Source organism: Bradyrhizobium sp. Cp5.3, from assembly GCF_000426265.1.
GTDB classification, from domain to species: domain Bacteria; phylum Pseudomonadota; class Alphaproteobacteria; order Rhizobiales; family Xanthobacteraceae; genus Bradyrhizobium; species Bradyrhizobium neotropicale.
Window position 1 is genome coordinate 1 of record NZ_AUFA01000034.1, and the last position, 19,833, is coordinate 19,833.

Annotated in this window: 21 protein-coding genes and 1 pseudogene; 16 read left to right on the forward strand and 6 right to left on the reverse strand. The window is 63.1% G+C overall.

Going from position 1 to position 19,833, the window contains the following annotated elements; translation table 11 throughout:
* From K289_RS45810 to K289_RS0131410, 4 genes are all read left to right on the forward strand, one after another.
* On the forward strand, positions 1 to 216 hold a 216-nt coding region (locus K289_RS45810; protein ID WP_035686503.1), incomplete at its 5' end, for a carboxyl transferase domain-containing protein.
* A gap of 116 nt (positions 217 to 332) precedes the next feature.
* Entirely contained in the window at positions 333 to 680 is a 348-nt protein-coding gene (locus K289_RS0131400; protein WP_027555104.1) for a hypothetical protein, read from the forward strand.
* 66 nt (positions 681 to 746) lie between these two features.
* Complete coding sequence (locus K289_RS0131405; protein WP_027555105.1) at positions 747 to 1,232, forward strand: adenosine-specific kinase; 486 nt, start codon at positions 747 to 749, stop codon at positions 1,230 to 1,232.
* 54 nt (positions 1,233 to 1,286) lie between these two features.
* On the forward strand, positions 1,287 to 2,027 hold the full coding sequence (locus K289_RS0131410) for a protein-L-isoaspartate(D-aspartate) O-methyltransferase (protein WP_035686506.1): 741 nt from the start codon (positions 1,287 to 1,289) through the stop codon (positions 2,025 to 2,027).
* A gap of 118 nt (positions 2,028 to 2,145) precedes the next feature.
* On the opposite strand, the gene K289_RS0131415 is transcribed toward K289_RS0131410, so the two are convergent.
* On the reverse strand, positions 2,146 to 2,607 hold the full coding sequence (locus K289_RS0131415; RefSeq protein WP_027555107.1) for a glyoxalase/bleomycin resistance/extradiol dioxygenase family protein: 462 nt from the start codon (positions 2,605 to 2,607) through the stop codon (positions 2,146 to 2,148).
* A gap of 217 nt (positions 2,608 to 2,824) precedes the next feature.
* Between K289_RS0131415 and K289_RS45815 the strand changes: the two are divergent.
* A pseudogene (locus K289_RS45815) lies at positions 2,825 to 3,061 on the forward strand (hypothetical protein); the annotation flags it as partial.
* Between the two features lie 199 nt (positions 3,062 to 3,260).
* Positions 3,261 to 3,575 (forward strand): twin-arginine translocation signal domain-containing protein, encoded by a 315-nt coding sequence (locus K289_RS45820; RefSeq protein ID WP_035686510.1) that lies wholly within the window; start codon positions 3,261 to 3,263, stop codon positions 3,573 to 3,575.
* Positions 3,576 to 3,707: 132 nt separating this feature from the next.
* Here the strand turns inward: K289_RS45820 and K289_RS0131435 are convergent, their stop codons facing one another.
* From K289_RS0131435 to K289_RS0131445, 3 genes are all read right to left on the reverse strand, one after another.
* Positions 3,708 to 3,962 carry a GCG_CRPN prefix-to-repeats domain-containing protein gene (locus K289_RS0131435; protein WP_027555108.1) on the reverse strand — a complete coding sequence of 85 codons (255 nt, stop codon included), beginning with the start codon at positions 3,960 to 3,962 and terminating at the stop codon, positions 3,708 to 3,710.
* A gap of 179 nt (positions 3,963 to 4,141) precedes the next feature.
* Positions 4,142 to 5,152, reverse strand: coding sequence for an alpha/beta fold hydrolase (locus K289_RS0131440; RefSeq protein ID WP_027555109.1), 1,011 nt, complete (start codon positions 5,150 to 5,152; stop codon positions 4,142 to 4,144).
* A gap of 199 nt (positions 5,153 to 5,351) precedes the next feature.
* Entirely contained in the window at positions 5,352 to 6,050 is a 699-nt protein-coding gene (locus K289_RS0131445; RefSeq protein ID WP_027555110.1) for a winged helix-turn-helix domain-containing protein, read from the reverse strand.
* A 162-nt stretch (positions 6,051 to 6,212) separates the two neighbouring features.
* Between K289_RS0131445 and K289_RS0131450 the strand changes: the two genes are divergently transcribed.
* From K289_RS0131450 to K289_RS0131460, 3 genes are all read left to right on the forward strand, one after another.
* Positions 6,213 to 6,521 (forward strand): NIPSNAP family protein, encoded by a 309-nt coding sequence (locus K289_RS0131450; RefSeq protein ID WP_027555111.1) that lies wholly within the window; start codon positions 6,213 to 6,215, stop codon positions 6,519 to 6,521.
* Between the two features lie 25 nt (positions 6,522 to 6,546).
* Positions 6,547 to 6,897, forward strand: a complete 351-nt coding sequence (locus tag K289_RS0131455; protein ID WP_027555112.1) for an antibiotic biosynthesis monooxygenase — start codon at positions 6,547 to 6,549, stop codon at positions 6,895 to 6,897.
* Positions 6,898 to 6,970: 73 nt separating this feature from the next.
* On the forward strand, positions 6,971 to 7,780 hold the full coding sequence (locus tag K289_RS0131460) for an oxaloacetate decarboxylase (protein ID WP_027555113.1): 810 nt from the start codon (positions 6,971 to 6,973) through the stop codon (positions 7,778 to 7,780).
* Between the two features lie 72 nt (positions 7,781 to 7,852).
* Here the strand turns inward: K289_RS0131460 and K289_RS0131465 are convergent, their stop codons facing one another.
* The gene (locus K289_RS0131465) at positions 7,853 to 8,245 is read right to left on the reverse strand and encodes a hypothetical protein (RefSeq protein ID WP_027555114.1); all 393 of its coding nucleotides are present in this window, start codon (positions 8,243 to 8,245) and stop codon (positions 7,853 to 7,855) included.
* A gap of 165 nt (positions 8,246 to 8,410) precedes the next feature.
* Here K289_RS0131465 and K289_RS0131470 point away from each other — a divergent pair, with 165 nt between their 5' ends.
* The 3 genes from K289_RS0131470 to K289_RS45825 all read left to right on the forward strand — a co-directional run bounded on the left by K289_RS0131470 (position 8,411) and on the right by K289_RS45825 (position 12,214).
* On the forward strand, positions 8,411 to 9,052 hold the full coding sequence (locus tag K289_RS0131470) for a trimeric intracellular cation channel family protein (protein ID WP_027555115.1): 642 nt from the start codon (positions 8,411 to 8,413) through the stop codon (positions 9,050 to 9,052).
* A gap of 518 nt (positions 9,053 to 9,570) precedes the next feature.
* Positions 9,571 to 10,782 (forward strand): phosphatase PAP2 family protein, encoded by a 1,212-nt coding sequence (locus K289_RS0131475; protein WP_084788799.1) that lies wholly within the window; start codon positions 9,571 to 9,573, stop codon positions 10,780 to 10,782.
* Between the two features lie 184 nt (positions 10,783 to 10,966).
* A complete protein-coding gene (locus tag K289_RS45825; protein WP_051311009.1) occupies positions 10,967 to 12,214 on the forward strand; it encodes a glycosyltransferase family 87 protein in 1,248 nt (415 codons plus the stop codon).
* A 97-nt stretch (positions 12,215 to 12,311) separates the two neighbouring features.
* Here the strand turns inward: K289_RS45825 and K289_RS0131485 are convergent, their stop codons facing one another.
* Positions 12,312 to 13,523, reverse strand: coding sequence for a cytochrome c (locus K289_RS0131485; RefSeq protein ID WP_027555117.1), 1,212 nt, complete (start codon positions 13,521 to 13,523; stop codon positions 12,312 to 12,314).
* Between the two features lie 293 nt (positions 13,524 to 13,816).
* Between K289_RS0131485 and K289_RS0131490 the strand changes: the two genes are divergently transcribed.
* The 4 genes from K289_RS0131490 (at position 13,817) to K289_RS0131505 (ending at position 19,629) form a co-directional block, all read left to right on the forward strand.
* Positions 13,817 to 17,308, forward strand: coding sequence for an indolepyruvate ferredoxin oxidoreductase family protein (locus K289_RS0131490; RefSeq protein WP_027555118.1), 3,492 nt, complete (start codon positions 13,817 to 13,819; stop codon positions 17,306 to 17,308).
* Between the two features lie 268 nt (positions 17,309 to 17,576).
* Positions 17,577 to 17,921, forward strand: a complete 345-nt coding sequence (locus K289_RS0131495; RefSeq protein ID WP_027555119.1) for a hypothetical protein — start codon at positions 17,577 to 17,579, stop codon at positions 17,919 to 17,921.
* A gap of 161 nt (positions 17,922 to 18,082) precedes the next feature.
* Positions 18,083 to 19,240 carry a thiolase domain-containing protein gene (locus tag K289_RS0131500; RefSeq protein WP_027555120.1) on the forward strand — a complete coding sequence of 386 codons (1,158 nt, stop codon included), beginning with the start codon at positions 18,083 to 18,085 and terminating at the stop codon, positions 19,238 to 19,240.
* Positions 19,240 to 19,629, forward strand: coding sequence for a Zn-ribbon domain-containing OB-fold protein (locus K289_RS0131505; protein ID WP_027555121.1), 390 nt, complete (start codon positions 19,240 to 19,242; stop codon positions 19,627 to 19,629). Before K289_RS0131500 ends, K289_RS0131505 begins: the two co-directional genes overlap by 1 nt.
* Positions 19,630 to 19,833 lie beyond the last annotated feature (204 nt).

The following is a 19,833-nucleotide window of genomic DNA, read 5'->3' on the forward strand; positions in this document are numbered from 1 at the left end:
TTCCGCGGCGACATCGGCGACCCCGACAAGATCGCCGCGCGCACCAAGGAATACGAAGACCGCTTCCTGTCCCCCTTCATCGCCGCCGAGCGCGGCTACATCGACGACGTCATCATGCCGCACTCGACCCGCCGCCGCATCGCACGGGCGCTGGCGATGCTGAAGGACAAGAAGACGGAAATGCCGGCGAAGAAGCACGACAATTTGCCGTTGTGACAAAAGCGTAGGGTGGGTTAGGCGAAGCCGTAACCCACCAGCGGAATCGGCCGCGCGTCAAGACCTCGGTGGGTTACGCTACGCTAACCCACCCTACGGGCTCGATCCAAAATCAAATGACCGAAGACGATCCTCCAGACGAGATTTCAGACATCGAAGCGCGGATCGAGGCGCTGGCCGAGGTCGCCGAGCGGTGCCGGAAGATCATCCTGGCGTCCAAGATCGCCATCGGCGGCGGTGCCGCGCTGCTGCTGATCACGATCCTCGGCCTGCTCGGAGCCGGTCAGGTCGCGGCGCTCGGGTCGATCGCGCTGGTGCTGGGCGGGATCGTATCGCTCGGTTCCAACATCAGCACGCTGCGGCAGACTGACGCCGCGATCAGTGCCGCGGAGATGCGCCGCCTGGAGCTGATCGGCAGGATCGATCTTCGTCTGGTCGCTGATACGCCCATGAAGCTGATGTGAAGCGGCTTGCAATCGCCTGCCGGGGGCCTACCATGACGGGTGTTGGACCCTTGAGGGAGCGCGGCCATGGAACTCACCGTGGTGCCCATCGTCAAGCCGGACGCCACCAACTTCATCTTCGGCCAGTCGCATTTCATCAAGACCGTGGAAGACCTCCACGAGGCGCTGGTCGGCGCGGTGCCGGGCATCCGCTTCGGGCTGGCTTTCTGCGAGGCCTCCGGCAAGCGGCTGGTGCGCTGGTCGGGGAACGACGAAGCCGCGCTTACGCTGGCACGCGACAACGCATCGGCCATCGGCGCCGGTCACACGTTCCTGATCTTCCTGGGTGACGGATACTTTCCCGTCAACGTGCTGGCTGCGGTGCGCGCGGTGCCGGAGGTCTGCCGCATCTATTGTGCGACGGCCAATCCGACGCAGGTGATCGTCGCGCAAACGGACCTCGGCCGCGGCGTGCTCGGCGTGGTGGATGGCGCCTCGCCGCTGGGCATTGAGACCGACGCGGACATTGCGTGGCGGAAAGACCTGCTGCGAAAGATCGGCTACAAGCTGTAGCGACTGGATGCAGCGGTCGACGTGAATTGCGTATCTCGTGGAGAGCGCACGATCATGAAGGGCTTGCTGCACGTGTTTGCCATGGTTGTCGCTGCGTGGGAGGCGGCCGCACAGGATGCGCCACAGGACGACCAATGCGTCCGTGAACGCGCCGCCATGGTCGAAACCATCCGGGCCTACGCCCGGTCCGCCGGAAGTGGCTTGGGACAGCAAGGACTGTCGGAGAGGGTGCTCGAGGCCATGGCGCAAACCAAGCGCCATCTGTTCATCGCCGAGCGGTCCTGCGCGATCGCCTACGCCGACAGTCCGGTACCGATCGGCCTCGGCCAGACCATCTCGCAGCCCTACATCGTGGCCTTGATGACCCATTTGGCCGAAGTCGCGCCCGATCACGTCGTGCTCGAGATCGGCACAGGTTCGGGCTACCAGGCCGCCATCCTTGCGCGCCTGGCGCGAAAGGTCTGCACCATCGAGATCATCCCGCAATTGGCCGAGACCGCCACGAAGACTCTGAGAGACCTCGCGTATGACAATGTCAGCGTCAGGCTTGGCGATGGCTACGGTGGCTGGCCCGAATGCGGTCCGTTTGACGCCATCATCGTGACGGCCGCGCTCGGGCATACGCCACCGCCTTTGATCGAGCAGCTCAAGGTGGGTGGTCGCCTCATCATGCCGGTGGGAGCCGGTTACGGCACGCAGCAGCTCACGGTCGTCGAAAAAGTCGCGCCCGGCAAGACAACGACGCGCAGCGTCGCCTACGTGCGGTTTGTCCCCTTTACGCGTTCACAGAACTAGAGGCGTGATGAATTTGGATTGAACCTCCCGCTGCAGCGCCAGCTCAATCGCACCCTTTAGATCTCGCGCAGGATGGGCTGAGCATAGCGAAGCCCATCCTGCGAAGCTGTGACTTCGTCTACGCAGCCTTGTGCTGCTGCTTCATGGCCTCCGCCGCGCGCTTCTTCAGTTCGGCCGGAGATACGTCCTCGATATGGGTGCCGATGTGCCAGCGGTTGCCGGCCGGATCCGTCACGCCGCCGCTTCGGTCGCCGTAAAATTGATCAGCGGGCTCCATCAACGATGTGCCGCCGGCCTTGAGCGCCTTCTGATAGACGGCATCGACATTGGGTACGTAGAGATAGAGCATCGTGGATGTTGCTTGTGCGCGCTCCGAGGCGTCGGAAATCATGATGATGGAATTTCCGACCTTGAACTCCGCATGTCCAACCTTGCCGTCGGGCCGCATCATCGGCTCGAAGACCGGTTGGGCTCCAAAAGCGTCTTTCATGAAACGGATGATCTTCTCCGCACCATCGACGACGAGATAGGGCGTGACGGTGTGGTATCCCTCGGGAACCGGTTTTACCTTGGTTGCCATGGCTGTTTCCTCTGGTTTTGATGAACCCATGCAGGACGACCCAGCCCTTGTCGTGTCCGGAATCTTCGACCCGGTCTTTGAACAAAGTATGACGGCTGGCGCCGCGTTTCAGCGGGCGGTCGCGTCAATGTGCGTCCGCTGCTAAGTTCCCCGTTGTCAGCGTTGCCGGGTTACAAAAACATCAGGGAGAATCCCATGCCCGCCGCCTTCTTCGTCGACCGAACATCTGCCGGATGCGGTGAAGGCGTTCGGCGTCGCCAAGGCGTGGCGGTTCTGGAGCCTCGACGATCCGTCGCTGCATCAGGCGGTGTATCAGTTCGATGACGAGGCTGCGCTCGAGGCCATGCTGAGGGGCGAGGCGTTGAAGCGGCTGACGGCCGATTTCAACCGCGACTGGCCCGAGGTGACGCGCGCGAGAGAGACGCTGGTGCTGGCGCAGGAATTTGGGACATAGCCTCGTCGCCCCGGAAGGACGGTGCTGAGGCAATCGTAGCTCGGATGGAGCGCAGCGAAGTCCGGGGTAAATGTATCAGCGCTGTCACTTCATGTCAGCTTTTCAATGAACCTGAACGCGCGCTTCAGCCGCAGTTCATGTCGCTGCTCCGACACTTCATTCTGCATCACGAGGACGATGATCCAAGAGGAAAGATGTCATGGAGCGCCGCAACTTCTTGAAGCTTGCATTCGGTGTCGCGGCTGGAGCGGCCGCGTTCACGGCGACTGCACAGGCCGCGCCGCTATCGCCACAACCGATCGGTGAGCTGGCCCGCACGCCGCAAGGCACTGCGGAGGCTCATCCCGCGGTTACCACCAGCGAGGAAGCCGCTCGTCTGAAGCCTGAGCAGGTTCATTGGCACGGCGGCTGGCATCATCGCCACTGGGGCTGGCGTCACCGGCATTGGGGCTGGCGTCATCGGCACTGGGGCTGGCGCCGACGCTGGCATCGCCGCCACTGGCGGCATTGGTAGGTCGGGGCCGGCAATTCGGCCTTCCCTGACAAACGGGGACCGCCTTGCGGTCCCCGTTTTCGTTCATCCCGGCAAAAGAAAATGGCCGCGCCAGCATGCCGCGCGGCCATTTCGCAGCACGAGAAGATCAGATCAAATCGGACGGCAGCGGCCGTAGTACCAGCGGAAGCCGTACGGGCAGACGCGTGCACGCGGCACCACGACGACCGGCGCCGGGGCGACCACGACAGGGCCAGGGGCCACGACGACCGGACCGCCGCGCATCGGGCGGCAGCCGCCATACGGGCCACGGTACCAGCCGGGACCGCAGCCCTCGGCGGCGCTGGCCGCCTCGCTGAAACCGACGACAGCGCTGGCGAGCATGACGGCTGCAAACAGAAATTTCATTTGATCTCCTTCTGGTCCTTGGGGAGGGCGCTTGCGGCGCACAATGAATCAAAAGACACGATTCGACACATTAAATTCGGGTGGGATGTGTCGACACGGCGCGATCCAACTTCGCAATCATGACCTGAATGCGACATGAATGCTTGTCGCGATGTTGCTTCAGGCGACAGCGATTGGCGCTAGCGGCCAAGGAAGCCGAGCACCAGCTCCCGGTACTTGTCGGGCGCTTCCAGGAAGACGAGGTGACCGGTGTCCGGAATCACCTCGGCTCGTGCGTTCGGCATCTTGTCGGCGAACGCTTTTGCGAGATCGGCGTTGTGCCCCATCTTCGGCCGCAGCGCCTCCGGCGCGTTCGGCCGGCCTGGTGCGTTGTGGTCGTCTGCGCCCATGATGAAGAGCGTCGGCTCGGAAACAAGCGGGATCTCGTGCGCCACCGGCTCGCGATAGATCATCTGGCCGGAGCTGACGAAGGCGCGCAGCCAGCGCGGATAATCCGGGCTGCCCTTGATGTTGAAGCGGGCGTCGATGAACGGCGTGATCTGGTCCGGCGGAAGTTTGATTGCGTAGTTGGTCTCGAGCTGCTTGCGGTAGCCCTCCGGCGTCAGCTTGTCCTCGGTCTCGATGATCTTCTCGGTCGGCACCGGCGGCACGTAGAGGCGGTAGTCCTCGAGCCCGATCGGCGCGGTCAGCACGAGATGGTTGACCCGATCCGGATAAGCCCGCGCGATGCGCACCCCCAGCATGCCGCCGAGCGAGTGGGCGACGATGTCTGCCTTGTCGATCTTGAGATGATCGAGCAGCGCGATGGTGTTGCGCGCCAGCGTGTCGAAATGCAGCTCGCCTTGCGGCTTGGAGGATTTGCCGAAGCCGATCTGGTCCGGCACTACGACGCGATAGCCGGCCTCGCTCAGCATCTTGATCACCGGCGCCCAGTAGCTCGACGGAAAATTGCGCCCGTGCAGCAGCACGACGGTGCGGCCGTTCGGCTGCGCCGGGGCCACGTCCATATAGGCCATGCGGACGTTCTCGCCGTCACTGACGAGCGGCAAGAGGTTGACGGGGTAGGGATAGGCGAAGCCTTCGAGCGCGATGCCGTAGGGCTCGCGCGGTGTGGCATCGGCGGCGTGGGATGCGAGAGGGGCGGAGGCGAGAAGAGCGGCACAGAGTGCGGCCGGCAGGATGCGGTTCATGGAGAGGCTCTGATTGGAATTGACGCTGTGAGACACAGTCTCCGTCATGCCCGGGCAAAGGCGCGAAGCGCGTCTTCGCGCAGATGTCCCGGTCATCCACGTGCGAGCCGCAATAAACGCGTGGATGGCGGGGTCAAGCCCGGCCGTGACGAGATCGTCCGATCACACGCAAACGTGCGATTTATCGCGATTTGCGTGATTACTCCCGCCCGTTGACGAACAGCGCGGCGAACTGCTTCTCGCCGGTGCGGGTGAAGTTCACGACGCGGCTGCCGGGCGTGGCATCGCGCGCGGCCCATTTCAGTTCGGTGAAGCGCCTCATCATCGCCGCGCCAAGTGTGCCGGCGAGATGATGGCGCCGCTCGCTCCAGTCGAGGCACGCCTTGCAGACGGGGCGGCGCGGATGGGTAAGCATGTCGGGCGAGATCTGCAAATGCCTGGCGAGGAAGCGTTCGCCTTCCACCGTCAGCTCGATCTCCTGCTTCTTCTGCTTCACCAGTTTTCGCTCGCGCAGGCTGTCCAGCATCTGCACGCCGAGATCGCCGGCAAGATGGTCGTAGCAGATCCGCGCCCGCCGCAGCGCCGGATCCTTTGGTCCCGTGCGCACGCGCATGTGGCCGGCCCGCGCGGCAAGGCCTGCGAGCCCTTCGAGCACGCCGGCGACGTCGGGATCGGTGAGGCGGTAATAGCGGTGCCGGCCCTGCTTCTCCGGCTCGATCAGTCCGCCGGCCTCGAGCTTGGCGAGATGGGAGCTTGCGGTCTGCGGCGTGACGCCGGCCTCCTGCGCGAGCTCGCTTGCGGTGAGCGCGCGGCCGTTCATCAGCGCCGTGAGCATGTTGGCGCGGGCGGGGTCGCCGACCAGCGAGGCGACCATGGCAATGTCGGGTCCTGCTTTCATGCTTCGATGCTAGCCGAAGCATTGGTGCCGGGCAAGGGCGTAGGGTGTAACCAATTCGTCATTGCGAGGAGCGAAGCGACGAAGCAATCCAGGCTGCCTCCGCGGCCGCACTCTGGATTGCTTCGCTGCGCTCGCAATGACGGCGAAACGAGGAGAACCCGCATGTCCGTCACCGTCTTCATCCGCTATCAGCTCGATCCGTTCAAGCGCGCGCAGTTCGAGGACTATTCGAAGCGCTGGCTCACCATCATCCCGAAATGCGGCGGCGACCTGATCGGCTATTTCATGCCGCATGAGGGCACCAACAACATCGCCTTCGCGCTGATCACCTTCGAGAGTCTGGCCGCCTATGAAGCCTATCGCGCACGGCTGCGCCAGGATGCGGAAGGCATGGCCAATTTCCATTTCGCCGAGGAGAACAAGTTTATTCTTGCCGAGGAGCGGACCTTCCTGCGCAAGGTGGTATTGTAGCCACGTCGCAAACAGGGAGATGCCCATGATCGCCGTGATCTTCGAGGTCTGGCCGAAGCCGGAACACCGCCAGGATTATTTCGATCTCGCGGCCGATCTGAAGCCGCTCCTGCAAACCATCGACGGCTTCGTCTCGGTCGAACGCTTCGAGAGCCTGACCGAGAAGGGCAAGATCCTGTCGGTCTCGTTCTGGCGCGACGAGGCGGCGGTCGAGGCCTGGCGCAACACGATGGAGCACCGCCGCAGCCAAGCCAAGGGTCGCGGCAAGATCTTCGCCGACTACCGCCTGCGCATTGCCAGCGTCATCCGCGACTACGGCAAGACCGATCGCGAACAGGCGCCGAAGGACAGCCGCGCCGTGCACGACGCACACTAGCGTGTGCCCGGGCGCGCACTGGCGCTGCCCCGGGTGGGTGCCTATGTCTGCGCGGCCAACAAGGGAGAGAAACATGCATGTCACGACCGCGGACAAACGCGCGACGTTCAGGAAGATGCACGATGCCGGCTGCTTCATCCTGCCCAATCCGTTCGACGTCGGCAGTGCCAAGGCGCTGCAGCATCTCGGCTTCAAGGCGATCGCCTCGTCGAGCGCGGGCTTTGCCTGGACCATCGGCCACGCCGATAACCGCGTCACGGTCGACGACGTCTGTCAGCATCTGGCAGCATTGTGCTCGGCCGTCGACATCCCCGTGAATGCGGATTTCGAGGGCGGATTTGCCGTCGAGCCCGACAGGGTCGCGGAAAATGTCGAGCGCGGGGTGCGGACCGGCGTCGCCGGCCTGTCGATCGAGGATTCCACCGGCGACAAGGACAAGCCGATCTACGAGCGCGCGCTCGCGGTCGAGCGCATCAAGGCGGCGCGCAGGGCGATCGGCGACAGCGGCACGCTCCTGGTCGGCCGCTGCGAGGCCTACCTCTGGGGCGTTGCCGATCTCAAGCTCGTCATCGACCGGCTCACCGCTTATGCGGACGCCGGCGCCGATTGCCTCTATGCGCCGGGCCTGAAGACGCGCGAGGACATCGCCGCGGTGGTGAAGGCCGTGCATCCAAGGCCGTTCAACCTGCTGATCGGCGGCTCGGGCCTGTCGTTGCAGGAGGCCGCCGATCTCGGCGTGCGCCGGATCAGCGTCGGCGGCTCGCTCGCGCGCGCCGCCTGGGGCGGCTTCATGCGCGCGGCAAAGGAGATGGCGGAGAAGGGGACCTTCGCAGAGCTCGGAAGCGGCTATCCCGGCGGCGAGCTCAACAAGATGTTCAGCTGACGCGAACGGTCAGCTGACGTGAACGACGAGCGGCGGGATGTCGGGTCCCGCCGCGCTCGCATTTCGACTCGGTTACTGCGCCTTGCCGCCGTCAGACGGCGCGGCCGGCTCCGCCGGCTTGTTCGGTGCCGCACCCGTGGTCACGCCCGGCGCGGTGTTGTTCTTCGGCGTCACGTCACGCATGCCGGGAGGCGCCGCCGGATTGGTCGGCTGCGTCTGCGCGGTCTGCGGGGGCGGGGCGTTGCTGGCCTGGTTGGTCGTACTCGTGTTGTTCAGGCCGTAGAACACGGCGCCCAGCACCAGCGCGATCGCAACGGCGAACAAGGCAACTTTGCCGCTGGAGGCGGGGCCTTCCCCGAGCTCGGGATCGGCCTGCAGGTCGGCATCCCGGCGTGCCGCGCGAAGATACTCATCGTCGGCGAGGTTCGGGCGGTACGGATCGTTGGGAAAACGGTCGTCAGCCATCGATTGGTCTCCTCGATTATTGCCCCGAGACAACCCGTGGCTGCGAGATTCCGTTCCGTGCTCGCTAATGCTTTCGTCGCATGTTGTTGCCCGCGCCCCGGGAATCGGGAACCTGTTCGTGGGGAACCCGGGACGTGAGTTCCACGCGAGCAAGGGAACAAAGCAATGTGGAGCCTGCCGCCGAGCGATAGCGTGCTGCATTTCCTGTCCCTGGTCGCGGTGGCCGCACAGGGCATGACGGCCGCGCTTGCGGCCGGACGACGCAGCATGGACTGGTTAGGGGTCTGCTTCCTCGGCTGCATCACCGCGCTCGGTGGTGGCACGTTGCGCGACCTCTTCCTCGGCCACTACCCGCTGGCCTGGGTCGCCAACCCGATCTATCTCGCTCTGGCCGGCGGCGCAGCCTTCGTCACCATCCTGTTTGCGCGCCTCGTGCACCGGCTGAAGGTCGCCTTCATCGTGCTCGATGCCATTGGCCTCGTCGTGTTCACCATGGCCGGCTGCGACGTCGCCTGGCAGATGGATGCCTCGCTCCCGATCGTCATCGTCTGCGGCATGGTGACGGGCTGCGCCGGCGGTGTCTTGCGCGACGTCCTCTGCAACGACGTGCCTCTGCTGTTTCGCTCCGAGCTCTATGCCAGCGTCTCGGTCGTCACCGGCCTGTTCTACGCCACGGCGTTTGGCCTCAAGCTCAACGCCGAGCTCTGGACCATTTTGACCTTCGTGCTCGGCATCAGCTTCCGTCTGCTCGCGGTGCGGTACAAATGGGAGATGCCGAAATTCGTGTTCACGGGTGATGAGCGGTAGGGCTCTTTCTGACCTCGCCCCGCTCTTGTCCGCCGGAGCCTTGGCGAAGGCGAATGCGGGGAGATGTACGCAATTTCGATCGGGGCGGCCGTGAGGGGATGGTAAATATTGGCTTTACGGAAGGCGTTACCTTTGAGCCCCGGCGGGCATAGCACAGGTCGACATGATGTCCGCTTGCGCCCTCAGGCGCGCATCAATCCTCTTGGACGAGCGCCGTACGAAGTGCCAGAGCAGCCAGCCAAAAGCGGATTTACGGCGCTGATTGTTCTTGTCTTCGAGACGCGTGCAGCCGCGGGAAGATCGCAGACGCGACTGTGCGTGCGGCTCCTTTTCCTTAGCCGCCGGCAAGGCAAGCACGGTTCCCTTGGGCGAACGTCGACAGAAATATCTGAAAACAAACCGTTCACCATGGAAATCGATTGCAATAATCTGGTGATACAACCGCGCGATGCGCGTGCTAAACCTACAGATGAAATAGTCAAAAGCTGCACGTCGGTTGTCGTAATTGGAAATTCGGAATGTTCAGTGCGTCGACCTTCGCACGAGCGACGGCATCGCCCGATCGCATTGGACCATCGAAAGATCCGAAGATCGCCAGTTCAAGTGCGCTCGGACACAGGGGGAGATCCCATCAGCGCACTGAGAAGTGCTGCTGGTTGATCGGCATTGCGGCGTGCGGTTTCGCGGTATTTCTGCTCGCGACGCTAGGCGTAGCCATAGAGGCTCGCAGCCTTGCCCTATCCGTAGGGCTGATGGCGTTTCTCATCTCCGTTTACATTTTCTATGGGACGTGGCGTCCGGCGCCAGTTCTCTCGAATATATGCGGCGCAGTCGCCGTTCTCTTCCTTTCGATTGGGATGGCTGGAATTATCAGTCTTGTTGGCTTGCGATACCACTTTCCCTTGATTGATGATGCGCTTGCAGAGAGTGACCGCCTCCTGGCGATCGATCTCCCGTCGATCATTGCATGGTTTGCAGATCGCCCTGCGCTGTCAAATCTACTCGGGATCGCCTATGATAGTTCCTTCGCGCAGTTGCTGGGACTTGTCGGGCTTCTCGCTGTTCTGCGCCGCTACGATAAGCTTTGGGAGCTGGTCTTTGTCTGCAGTCTGACCATCGTCGCCTCCACCACGATTTCGATTGTATGGCCTGCGATCGGTGCTTTCGCTTATTTCGATTATTCGACCGACGTTATCCGAAAGTTGCCTCTCAACGCGGGCACATATCATCTCGCGAAGTTCGAGTACTTTAGGAACGCCTTCTCGCCGGTGATATCGTTCGCCAGTCTGCAAGGGGTCGTAACCTTTCCATCGTTTCATTGCTGCCTCGCGCTCATGACCATATTCGCTGCAGTCGAAACCGGCTGGCTGTTCTGGATCGTGACGGCCTGGAATTCACTCGTGTTGATATCGACACTCCCGATCGGGGGACATTACGTGGTCGATCTGGCGGGCGGCGGGCTGCTGTGGCTGATCGGCGTCGCTTTGGCAACCGCACTCGGCAGATCCGGGCGGCGAGGAGTGCCGCTTCCTGGCCGGCAGATCATCTCCGAAGCCAACGCGTGCCCCGGGGCGATCGGAGAGAGAGACGCAGAGCATGTCGCGTTAACAACTGTTATGCCAATGTTCAAGTTCAAGACCGCCCGCGAGCTCCATGTGGCCGATCTCCTTATCTTGGCTGCAATCGCTGTCGTCACGTTGATCGTCATCGTGACTCCGTTCACCCGGTAAGACCGTCGGACCAGCTCCGAAGACGAAGATGGTGAAGGTCTTCATCCGGACGGCTCGCGCTGTTCGTTTAGGATCGGCCCCCTTTGATGATCTCGCTCGATATCACCGCTTCGCTCGTAAGATTTACACGGCAATCTGGGCGCATTGAGAATTGAGCCGTATTGCTCATCGGAGGTCGCGCCGAATGTTCGCCGCAGCGTTGGAGCAGATTCAAGACTTTGCACCGCCGAAGCGGGCAGCCTATGTCCGCATCATAGTCGCCGGATTCGCAGCAATTGTTCTTTCCAAAGCGTTCCGCTTCTTTGGCCACGGATTTTGGGAAGCGGGCCAGGCAACCGATTTTGCGGCCTTCTACATTGTCGCGCAGAAGGTATGGCTGGGCGATGTCGATCTGACCTATCGGTTCCAATCATTTGTGAAGATGCAGGCAGAAGCATCTGCCGACGCGACGAGCTTCATGCCTTGGACCTATCCGCCGCAGTTCGACCTACTTCTGTCACCGCTGGCTCTTCTGCCCGGTTGGGCAGCCTATCTTTCGTTCACGGCTCTGACTTTGGGAGCCTATTTGGCGACCTTGCGGGCTATCGCGGAAAAGAATTTCGCCCTTGTGCTGATCGTCAGCTTTCCGGCCGTCGCTGTCACGATTGGCAGCGGCCAAAACGGCTTTCTGACCGGCATATTGATGGGACTTGCCTGCATCAACATCGAGAGACGACCGTTTCTCGCCGGGATCGCACTTGGAGCCATGATCATCAAGCCTCATCTGGCCATCGCGGCTGGTGTCTACATGCTCTTGATCAGGCGATGGCCCGTGATTACGGCTGCCGGCGTGACGATCATTCTAAGCTCCCTCGTCTGCACGATTGTTTTTACTCCATCAATCTGGGGCGCCTGGTTGGAGGGCGTGAGGGAGTCGGCTTCCTTTTTGCAGGAAGGCCGATATCCACTGTTCCGGATGATTTCGACTTATGCGATGCTCTATGCCATGGGCGGATCGAGCGCCGCTGCTGCCTGGGGCCAAGCGTTAGCAGCATGTCTCGCTCTAGGCACACTCACGCTAGGTGTGGTTAGAGGACCATCGCCCCGCTTCGCACTAGGCGTGGCCGTCCTCGCCTCCGTAATGATCAGTCCCTACGCCTATGATTACGACCTACCCATCGTAGGTGTCGCGTTGGCCATGCTGTTGCCAGACCTTTCCGACTTGGCCACGCTACGGGAACGCAGCCTCACGTATGGACTTTTGGCGTTTGCTGGCGGCTATGGCCTGCTGCAAACGGCGTTCCTTGCGGGAAGCCCTAGCAATAATGCAGAGCGATCTCTCGATGCCTCCGTTTCAGGGGCGGCGCTCCTGGTCGTCCTCATGCTCGTATTGCATGCCACTCTTCGAGAGGCGCGCCACCGACGTCTAAGGGACAGCGCAATAGTCGGTTGAGTTTTCTCCGTGAGTTCGTCTTTGCGAACCCTCACCGTGACCCTCTCAGAGCGAGCGAAGCTCGTCTCGACCCCTAAGAACGGAGAGAGGGAGCCAACTACGGCTGCTGCTTCCGCGCCTTCGCCACCTGCGCCGGCGTCACCAGCGGCGCGGCGTTGCCCCAGGAATTGCGCATGTAGTTCGTCACCGCCGCGATCTGCTCGTCGGACAATTGCTTGGCATAGGGCGGCATCTCGCCCGAGTTGGGGGCGCGCGGCGTCGTCACGGTGTGTGCGCCGTCGAGGATGATGCGCAAGGTGGAGGATGGATTGACCGATTGCAGCAGCGCATTGCCCGGCAACGGCGGATAGATGCGCGGCGCGCCGGAGCCGTCGGCTTCATGGCAGGCGATGCAGAGCCGCGCGTAGACGGCCTGGCCGGCCTTCAGCTCGGCCTCGTCAGGCGGCGTCACGATCGGCTCACGCCGCGCCGCCGGCAGGCTCTTCAGATACACCGCCATGGCCCGCACGTCGGCGTCGCTCATCTTCGACGTCGAGCCGACAACGACCTCCGCCATCGGCCCGTCGGCATGGCTCCTGGCGTTGCGGCCGCTCTGCAGGTATTCGGCGATGTCCTCGGCGCTCCAGGACTTCAGCCCGCTGCGCGCCGCGCCATCGAGCCTTGGAGCGAACCAGCCGCCGACCTCGTTGCCGGACAACGCCTGTGCGTCCTTGTCCGCGCCAAAATAGTTTTTCGGCGTGTGGCAGGCGCCGCAATGGCCGAGCCCGGTGACGAGATAGCCGCCGCGATTCCACTCGGCGTTCTTGCTCTGGTCCGGCTCGAACAGGCCGGGCTTGAAGTACATGTAATTCCAGACCCGCATCAGGCCGCGATGGCCGAACGGCCATCGCAGCTCCGGCGGCTTGTTGCGGCTCACGACGGGCGCGAGCGTGCCGAGATAGGCGCGGATCGCCAGCGTGTCGTCCTTCGTCATCCGGGTGAAATAGGGATAGGGAAAGGCCGGGTAGTACAGCGAGCCGTCCGGCGCGGTGCCGTAGCGCAGGGCGCGGGTGAAATCGGCATCGCTCCAGGCGCCGATCCCGGTGTCGCGGTCGGGCGTCAGGTTCGGGGTGAAGATCGCGCCGAAGGGCGTGTCGATGCGCGTTCCGCCGGCAAAAGGCTTCGCGGGATCGGCGGTGTGGCAACCCGCACAGTCACCGGCCACCACCAGTGCCTCGCCGCGAGCGATCATCTCCGGCGACGGCTCGCTGGCTGCGGCTGCACTAGCAACTGCACTGCACAAAATCAGGCCTGCCAGAATCGTTCGCATCCTCGGCCTCTCCCGCGACCAATCGCCACTATCCGCATTATAGGGGCGTCACGTCATTTCGCGATGGCGGGGCATGGTGACACAAATTGAAAATGCCCGGCGCCTTTCCGGCCACGAAATTGCGATTTTTACCCGATGCCACTTCCGAGCCAGATTTGTGGTGCGAAGCGTTAAATATCCGACATAGAGTGGCAGAGGTGGTCGGCGCGCGCCCTAGCTAAAAACAACGGGCAGGCAACGGCTTAAGCGACCTTAATTGAGCAAGACCTGAACAGGGCGGCAAAGAGGACAGCATGGGCATCAACCAGGGTCCGATCAGTCTCGATCAAAAATACACCCAGGAAACCGGACACGTCTTCACCACGGGCATCCAGGCGCTGGTCCGCCTGCCCATGGCCCAGATCCGGCGGGACCGCGCCAATGGTCTCAACACCGCGGGCTTCGTCTCCGGCTACCGCGGCTCGCCGCTCGGCGGCTACGACCAGCAGCTCTTCGCCGCACGAAAACATCTCGAGCAGTACAACATCAAGTTCCAGCCCGGAGTGAACGAGGATCTCGCGGCCACCGCGATCTGGGGCTCGCAGCAGCTCAACCTCTCGCCCGGCGCCAAGTATGACGGTGTGGTCGGCATCTGGTACGGCAAGGGCCCCGGCGTCGACCGCTGCGGCGACGTCTTCCGCCACGGCAATGCCGCGGGGTCCGCCAAGAACGGCGGCGTGCTGTGCCTCGCCGGCGACGATCACGGCGCAAAGTCCTCGACCGTTCCGCATCAGTCCGACCACGCCTTCATCTCGGCCCTGATGCCGTATCTCTATCCGTCCAGCATCCACGAGATGATCGAGATGGGCCTGCTCGGCATCGCGATGTCGCGCTATTCGGGCTGCTGGGTCGGCATGAAGGTGATCACCGAGACGGTGGAGACCACCGCCGAGATCGACCTCACCGACGAGATGAAGCCCTTCATCATCCCCGCCGATTTCGAGCTGCCGCCCGGCGGCCTCAACCTGCGCTGGCCGGACGACCGCTTCGAGCAGGACCGTCGCCTCCAGGACTACAAGGGATTTGCCGCGATCGCCTTTGCGCGCGCCAACAAGGTCAACCGCGTCACCATGGATTCGCCGAACGCGCGCTTCGGCATCATGGCGTCCGGCAAGAGCTATGAGGACGTCCGCCAGGCGCTGCGCGAACTCGGCATCACCGAGGAGGTCGCCGCCAAGATCGGCCTTCGCCTCTACAAGATCGGCATGCCCTGGCCGCTGGAGCCGGAAGGCGTGCGCCAGTTCGCCGTTGGGCTCGAAGAGATCTTCATCGTCGAGGAGCGGCGCGAGATCGTCGAGAACCAGGTCAAGCAGGAGCTGTTCAACTGGCGCGACGACGTGCGCCCGCGCATCGTCGGCAAGATGGACGACCACGACAAGCGCTTCCTGACCTTCGCCGCCGAGCTCAGCGTCGCCTCGCTTGCCACCTCGCTCACCGAACGCCTGCTTCGACTTAACCTCAACCCCGAGATCGCGGAGATGCTCCGCGCCAAGGCCGACTGGTTCAACGGCCGCCAGGCCACGCAAATGCAGGCGACCGCGCCTGTCTCCCGCGTCCCGTATTTCTGCTCCGGCTGTCCTCACAACACGTCGACCAAAGTCCCTGAAGGCAGCCGTGCGCTCGCCGGCATCGGCTGCCACTTCATGGCGCTGTGGATGGACCGTTCGACCGAAACCTTCACGCATATGGGCGGCGAGGGCGTGCCGTGGGTCGGCATCGCGCCCTTCACCAACGAGAACCACATTTTCGCGAACCTCGGCGATGGCACCTACTTCCACTCTGGAATTCTCGCCATCCGCCAGGCGATCGCCTCCAAGGCCAATATCACCTACAAGATCCTCTACAACGACGCTGTCGCCATGACGGGCGGCCAGCGCCATGACGGCGATCTCTCGCCGCAGAAAATCATGGCCCAGCTTCACGCCGAGGGCATCAGCGAGATCTATCTGGTCTCGGAAAGCCCGGACGCCTATCCGGCCAACACCATCGCGCCGGGTGTGAAGAAATATCATCGCGACGAGCTCCAGAACGTCATGAAGATGTGCCGCGAGTACAAGGGCACGTCGGCGATCGTGTTCGTGCAAACCTGCGCGGCCGAGAAGCGCCGCCGCCGCAAGCGCGGCCTGATGGAGGATCCACCGCGCCGGGTCATGATCAATCCGGCCGTCTGCGAGGGCTGCGGCGACTGCTCGGTGCAGTCGAACTGCATCTCGGTCGAGCCGCTGGAGACCGAGTTCGGCCGCAAGCGCGCCATCAACCAGTCCTCCTGCAACAAGGACTATTCCTGCCTGAAGGGTTTCTGCCCGTCCTTCGTCACCATCGATGGTGGCGCGCCGCGCCACCGTGCACCTGGCGAGCTCGCTGACGTCGGCGAGCTGCCCGAGCCGGCCTCGCGTCCGGCGCTGGACAAGCCCTACAACATCGCGGTCGGCGGCGTCGGCGGCACCGGTGTTCTCACCATCGGCGCGCTGCTCGGCATGGCCGCGCATATCGAGGGCAAGGCCTCGATGATCCTCGACATGTCGGGTCTGGCGCAAAAGGGCGGGGCGGTGCTCAGCCACGTCCGCCTGTCGGATCATCCGGCCGAGGTGACCTGCTCGCGCATCGTCACCGGCACGGCCGATCTCGTGCTCGCCGCAGATGAGGTGGTCGCGGTCGCCAAGGACACGATCTCGCTCTGCGATACCAGCCGCACCCGCGGCGTCATCAACAGCCACGTCATTCCCACCGCCGATTTCATCCTCAACCGCGATTTCAACTTCCAGACCCGCAAGCTGAATGGGCTATTGGAAACCGCGCTGCACAGGGACTCGGTGTTCTTCGATTTCACCAAGCCGGCCGAGCAGCTCCTCGGCGACTCTATCGCCACCAACATGATGATGATGGGCTACGCCTATCAGAAGGGCTTCTTGCCCCTGTCGGCGGAAGCGATCGAGCAGGCGATCGAGGTCAACGGCGTCTCGATCAAGATGAACAAAGAGGCCTTCCGCCTCGGCCGTCTCGCGGTCGCCGATCCCGCGCGCCTTGCGGACATGCTGAAGGGGACTGACGAGGTCGTTGCGCCCAAGACCTTGGACGCAATGACGCTGGACGAGGTCATCGAGCATCGCACCAAGCATCTGACGGCCTATCAGAATGGTCGTCTGGCGAAGCGCTATCGCAAGCTCGTCGACCAGGTCCGAGACGTCGCGGTGAAGGGCGGCTATGACGACGCGCTGCCGCGCGCGGTCGCGATCAACTACGCAAAACTGCTCGCCTACAAGGACGAGTACGAGGTCGCGCGCCTCTTCACCGACGGCGCCTTCGAGCAGCAGCTTCGCGACCAGTTCGAAGGCGACTACAAGTTCAGCTTCAACCTCGCCCCGCCGATCCTCAGCAACGGCGTCGACGCGCTGGGCCGCCCGAAGAAGCGCGCCTTCGGCCCGTGGATGCTGAAGGCATTCCGTGTGCTTGCAAAATTCAAGTTCCTGCGCGGCACGCCCATCGACATCTTCGGCCGTAGCGCCGACCGCAAGCTCGAGCGCGATCTGATCGCGGGCTACGAGAAGGACGTCGCCACCGTGCTCGGCCTGCTGTCGCCGGTCACGATCGACACTGCGGTGGAGCTCTTGTCGCTGCCCGACCGCATCCGCGGCTACGGCCCGGTGAAGGAGAAGGCGGTCGCGGACGCCAAGGTCCGCTACGCCCAGCTCGCCGCCGACCTCGCAAGCCCGCCCTCCGCGCCGAGGCAGATCGCGGCGGAGTAGGGCGTCGCGCCTCGGACGCAGTGCGTAGGGTGGGTTAGCGCAGCGTAACCCACCACTTCTCTCTCCATGCGGAAAGTAAAGAGGTGGGTTACGCCTTCGGCTAACCCACCCTATAGCACTACAATCCATTGTGTCGCTTGGCGGGCGAGATACCACCGGCTACTTTGCATGGGGTTGTTTTCGAAAAATAGAAATCGCTTGTGCCGTCGGGCAAAACACCTTTACGACTTTGCACATCCTGCCTGTCCGCGGCGTGTTGAGGTGAACTATGGATCCTGCTCATCGCATCGTGACACAACTGCCGCTCACCGAGCTGCGGAGCGGCGAGGGCGTATTGGATGCGCGCTCGGCCGAAGCGGTGGGCGGGGTCGAAATCGAGCGCCTTCTGCGGGATCATTCGACCTTCGTGGTGGCGGATGTTGGAAAACCGCTGAAGTGGATATCCGAGGCCGATCGCTTTGCCTTCTGGAAGGCTGAGGTGAAAGACCGCCTGGTTTCGCGGGATACGGATTCCTTTTGTCTCGACGATTACGCGGGCGGTTATTGCTACGTGGCGACTGTTTGGCGGGGAGCCTCGTGCGCGCCGGTCATTGTTTTAGAGATGCATCACTAGGCTCCGCAGGGTTATCCCTGCGGCAACGGATGCTCGGCGGAAGCCCCACTTGCGTCGACCCGCTGCCCTCTCGCCCGACGGAATATTTCCGCGCTTGCCAACGGGGCATCCGCGGTTCAGAAAAACGGAGCAAGAAGAAACGCCAGCGGAGACCTGAAGTTTTGACCATCAAGGGCAAGGCCTACATTGCCGGGATTTTTGAACACCCGACCCGGCATGCGCCGGACAAATCCACCGCGCAGCTCCACGCCGAGGTCGCCAAGGGGGCGATCGAGGATGCCGGGCTCAGCAAGGACGATGTCGACGGCTATTTCTGCGCCGGCGACGCCCCCGGCGGCGCCTGGCCGATGGTCGATTACCTCGGCCTCAACACCAAAAAGCTGCGCCACGTCGATTCCACCGAGACCGGCGGCTGTTCCTACATTATCCATCTCGGCCACGCGGCCGAAGCGATCGCGGCGGGCAAGTGCTCGATCGCGCTGATCACGCTCGCCGGCAAGCCGCGCACCGGCGTGATGCCGCCGCGTGCGGCCGGTGCCGAGGCCGATTTCGAGTTGGCTTACGGTGCGACCACGCACAATGCCTACGGCATGTGTGCCATGCGCCACATGCACGACTACGGCACCACGAGCGAGCAGCTCGCCTGGATCAAGGTCGCGGCCTCGCATCATGCGCAATACAATCCGCATGCGATGCTCAAGGACGTCGTCACCGTCGAGGACGTGCTGAACTCGCCGATGATCTCCGATCCCTTGCATCGCATGGATTGCTGCGTCGTCTCCGACGGTGGCGGTGCGCTGATCGTGACGACGCCCGAGATCGCCAAGAGCCTGAAGAAACCGCAAGTGCGCCTGATCGGCCATGGCGAAGCGATGAAGGGCCCGCGCGGCGGCAAAGACCTCGACCTCACTTATTCCGCCGGCGTCTGGTCCGGCCCGCGCGCATTTGACGAAGCCGGCATCACACCGAAGGATATCAAATACGCCTCGATCTATGACAGCTTCACCATCACCGTCCTGATGCAGCTCGAGGACCTCGGCTTCTGCAAGAAAGGCTCGGGCGGCAAGTTCGTCGCCGACGGCAATCTGATCTCTGGCGTCGGCAAGCTGCCGTTCAACACCGATGGCGGTGGCCTCTGCAGCAACCATCCCGTCAACCGCGGCGGCATGACCAAGATCATCGAGGCCGTCAGGCAGTTGCGCGGCGAGGCGCATCCGAAGGTGCAGGTTCCGAACTGCGATCTCGCCATCGCCCACGGCACCGGCGGCCTGCTCGGCGTCCGCCACGCGGCCTCGACGGCCATTCTGGAGCGCGTGTGATGAGCGAAGCAAAGAAATATCCGGCACCTGTGACCAACGCCGAGACGGCGCCGTTCTGGGAAGCAGCGAAGCAGGGCAAGTTCATGATCAAGCGCTGCACCGCCTGCGGCGAAGCGCATTACTTCCCGCGTTCGATCTGCCCGTTCTGCTATTCGGACAAGACGGTGTGGGAGGAAAGTTCGGGCGAGGGCACGATCTACACCTACAGCCTGATGCGGAAGTCGCCGACCGGCCCTTACGCGATCGGCTACGTCACGCTGAAGGAGGGTCCGTCACTCCAGACCAACCTCGTCGATTGCGATCTCACGACGCTGAAGATCGGCCAGAAGGTGAAGGTGGTGTTCAAGCCGACGGACGGCGCGCCGCTGCCGTTCTTCACGCCGGTGTAGCAGAAGGTGCTTTCCCTTCTCCCCTCATGTCCGCCGAAGCCTTGGCGAAGGCGGATGTGAGAGAAGGTGGCGCGAAGCGCCGGATGAGGAGTCTCTGCCCACACGAAGAGTCTCGCTGTGGAGCCAACCCCTCACCCAAACGAGTTTGCCGTGATGTCCTCGCTGCCCTCTCCCACAAGGGGAGAGGGCACATCAACGAGCAGC

Excerpts from the sequence above, each read along its gene's own strand:
- K289_RS0131460 (WP_027555113.1), top strand. The coding sequence starts at position 6,971 with ATGCATGTCACGACCGCGGACAAACGCGCGACGTTCAGGAAGATGCAC.
- K289_RS0131490 (WP_027555118.1), top strand. The coding sequence starts at position 13,817 with ATGGGCATCAACCAGGGTCCGATCAGTCTCGATCAAAAATACACCCAG.
- K289_RS0131455 (WP_027555112.1), top strand. The coding sequence starts at position 6,547 with ATGATCGCCGTGATCTTCGAGGTCTGGCCGAAGCCGGAACACCGCCAG.
- K289_RS0131405 (WP_027555105.1), top strand. The coding sequence starts at position 747 with ATGGAACTCACCGTGGTGCCCATCGTCAAGCCGGACGCCACCAACTTC.
- K289_RS45820 (WP_035686510.1), top strand. The coding sequence starts at position 3,261 with ATGGAGCGCCGCAACTTCTTGAAGCTTGCATTCGGTGTCGCGGCTGGA.
- K289_RS0131475 (WP_084788799.1), top strand. The coding sequence starts at position 9,571 with ATGTTCAGTGCGTCGACCTTCGCACGAGCGACGGCATCGCCCGATCGC.
- K289_RS0131440 (WP_027555109.1), bottom strand. The coding sequence starts at position 5,152 with ATGAACCGCATCCTGCCGGCCGCACTCTGTGCCGCTCTTCTCGCCTCC.
- K289_RS0131470 (WP_027555115.1), top strand. The coding sequence starts at position 8,411 with ATGTGGAGCCTGCCGCCGAGCGATAGCGTGCTGCATTTCCTGTCCCTG.
- K289_RS0131415 (WP_027555107.1), bottom strand. The coding sequence starts at position 2,607 with ATGGCAACCAAGGTAAAACCGGTTCCCGAGGGATACCACACCGTCACG.
- K289_RS0131505 (WP_027555121.1), top strand. The coding sequence starts at position 19,240 with ATGAGCGAAGCAAAGAAATATCCGGCACCTGTGACCAACGCCGAGACG.
- K289_RS0131495 (WP_027555119.1), top strand. The coding sequence starts at position 17,577 with ATGGATCCTGCTCATCGCATCGTGACACAACTGCCGCTCACCGAGCTG.
- K289_RS0131400 (WP_027555104.1), top strand. The coding sequence starts at position 333 with ATGACCGAAGACGATCCTCCAGACGAGATTTCAGACATCGAAGCGCGG.
- K289_RS45825 (WP_051311009.1), top strand. The coding sequence starts at position 10,967 with ATGTTCGCCGCAGCGTTGGAGCAGATTCAAGACTTTGCACCGCCGAAG.
- K289_RS0131410 (WP_035686506.1), top strand. The coding sequence starts at position 1,287 with ATGAAGGGCTTGCTGCACGTGTTTGCCATGGTTGTCGCTGCGTGGGAG.
- K289_RS0131435 (WP_027555108.1), bottom strand. The coding sequence starts at position 3,962 with ATGAAATTTCTGTTTGCAGCCGTCATGCTCGCCAGCGCTGTCGTCGGT.
- K289_RS0131450 (WP_027555111.1), top strand. The coding sequence starts at position 6,213 with ATGTCCGTCACCGTCTTCATCCGCTATCAGCTCGATCCGTTCAAGCGC.
- K289_RS0131485 (WP_027555117.1), bottom strand. The coding sequence starts at position 13,523 with ATGCGAACGATTCTGGCAGGCCTGATTTTGTGCAGTGCAGTTGCTAGT.
- K289_RS0131445 (WP_027555110.1), bottom strand. The coding sequence starts at position 6,050 with ATGAAAGCAGGACCCGACATTGCCATGGTCGCCTCGCTGGTCGGCGAC.
- K289_RS0131465 (WP_027555114.1), bottom strand. The coding sequence starts at position 8,245 with ATGGCTGACGACCGTTTTCCCAACGATCCGTACCGCCCGAACCTCGCC.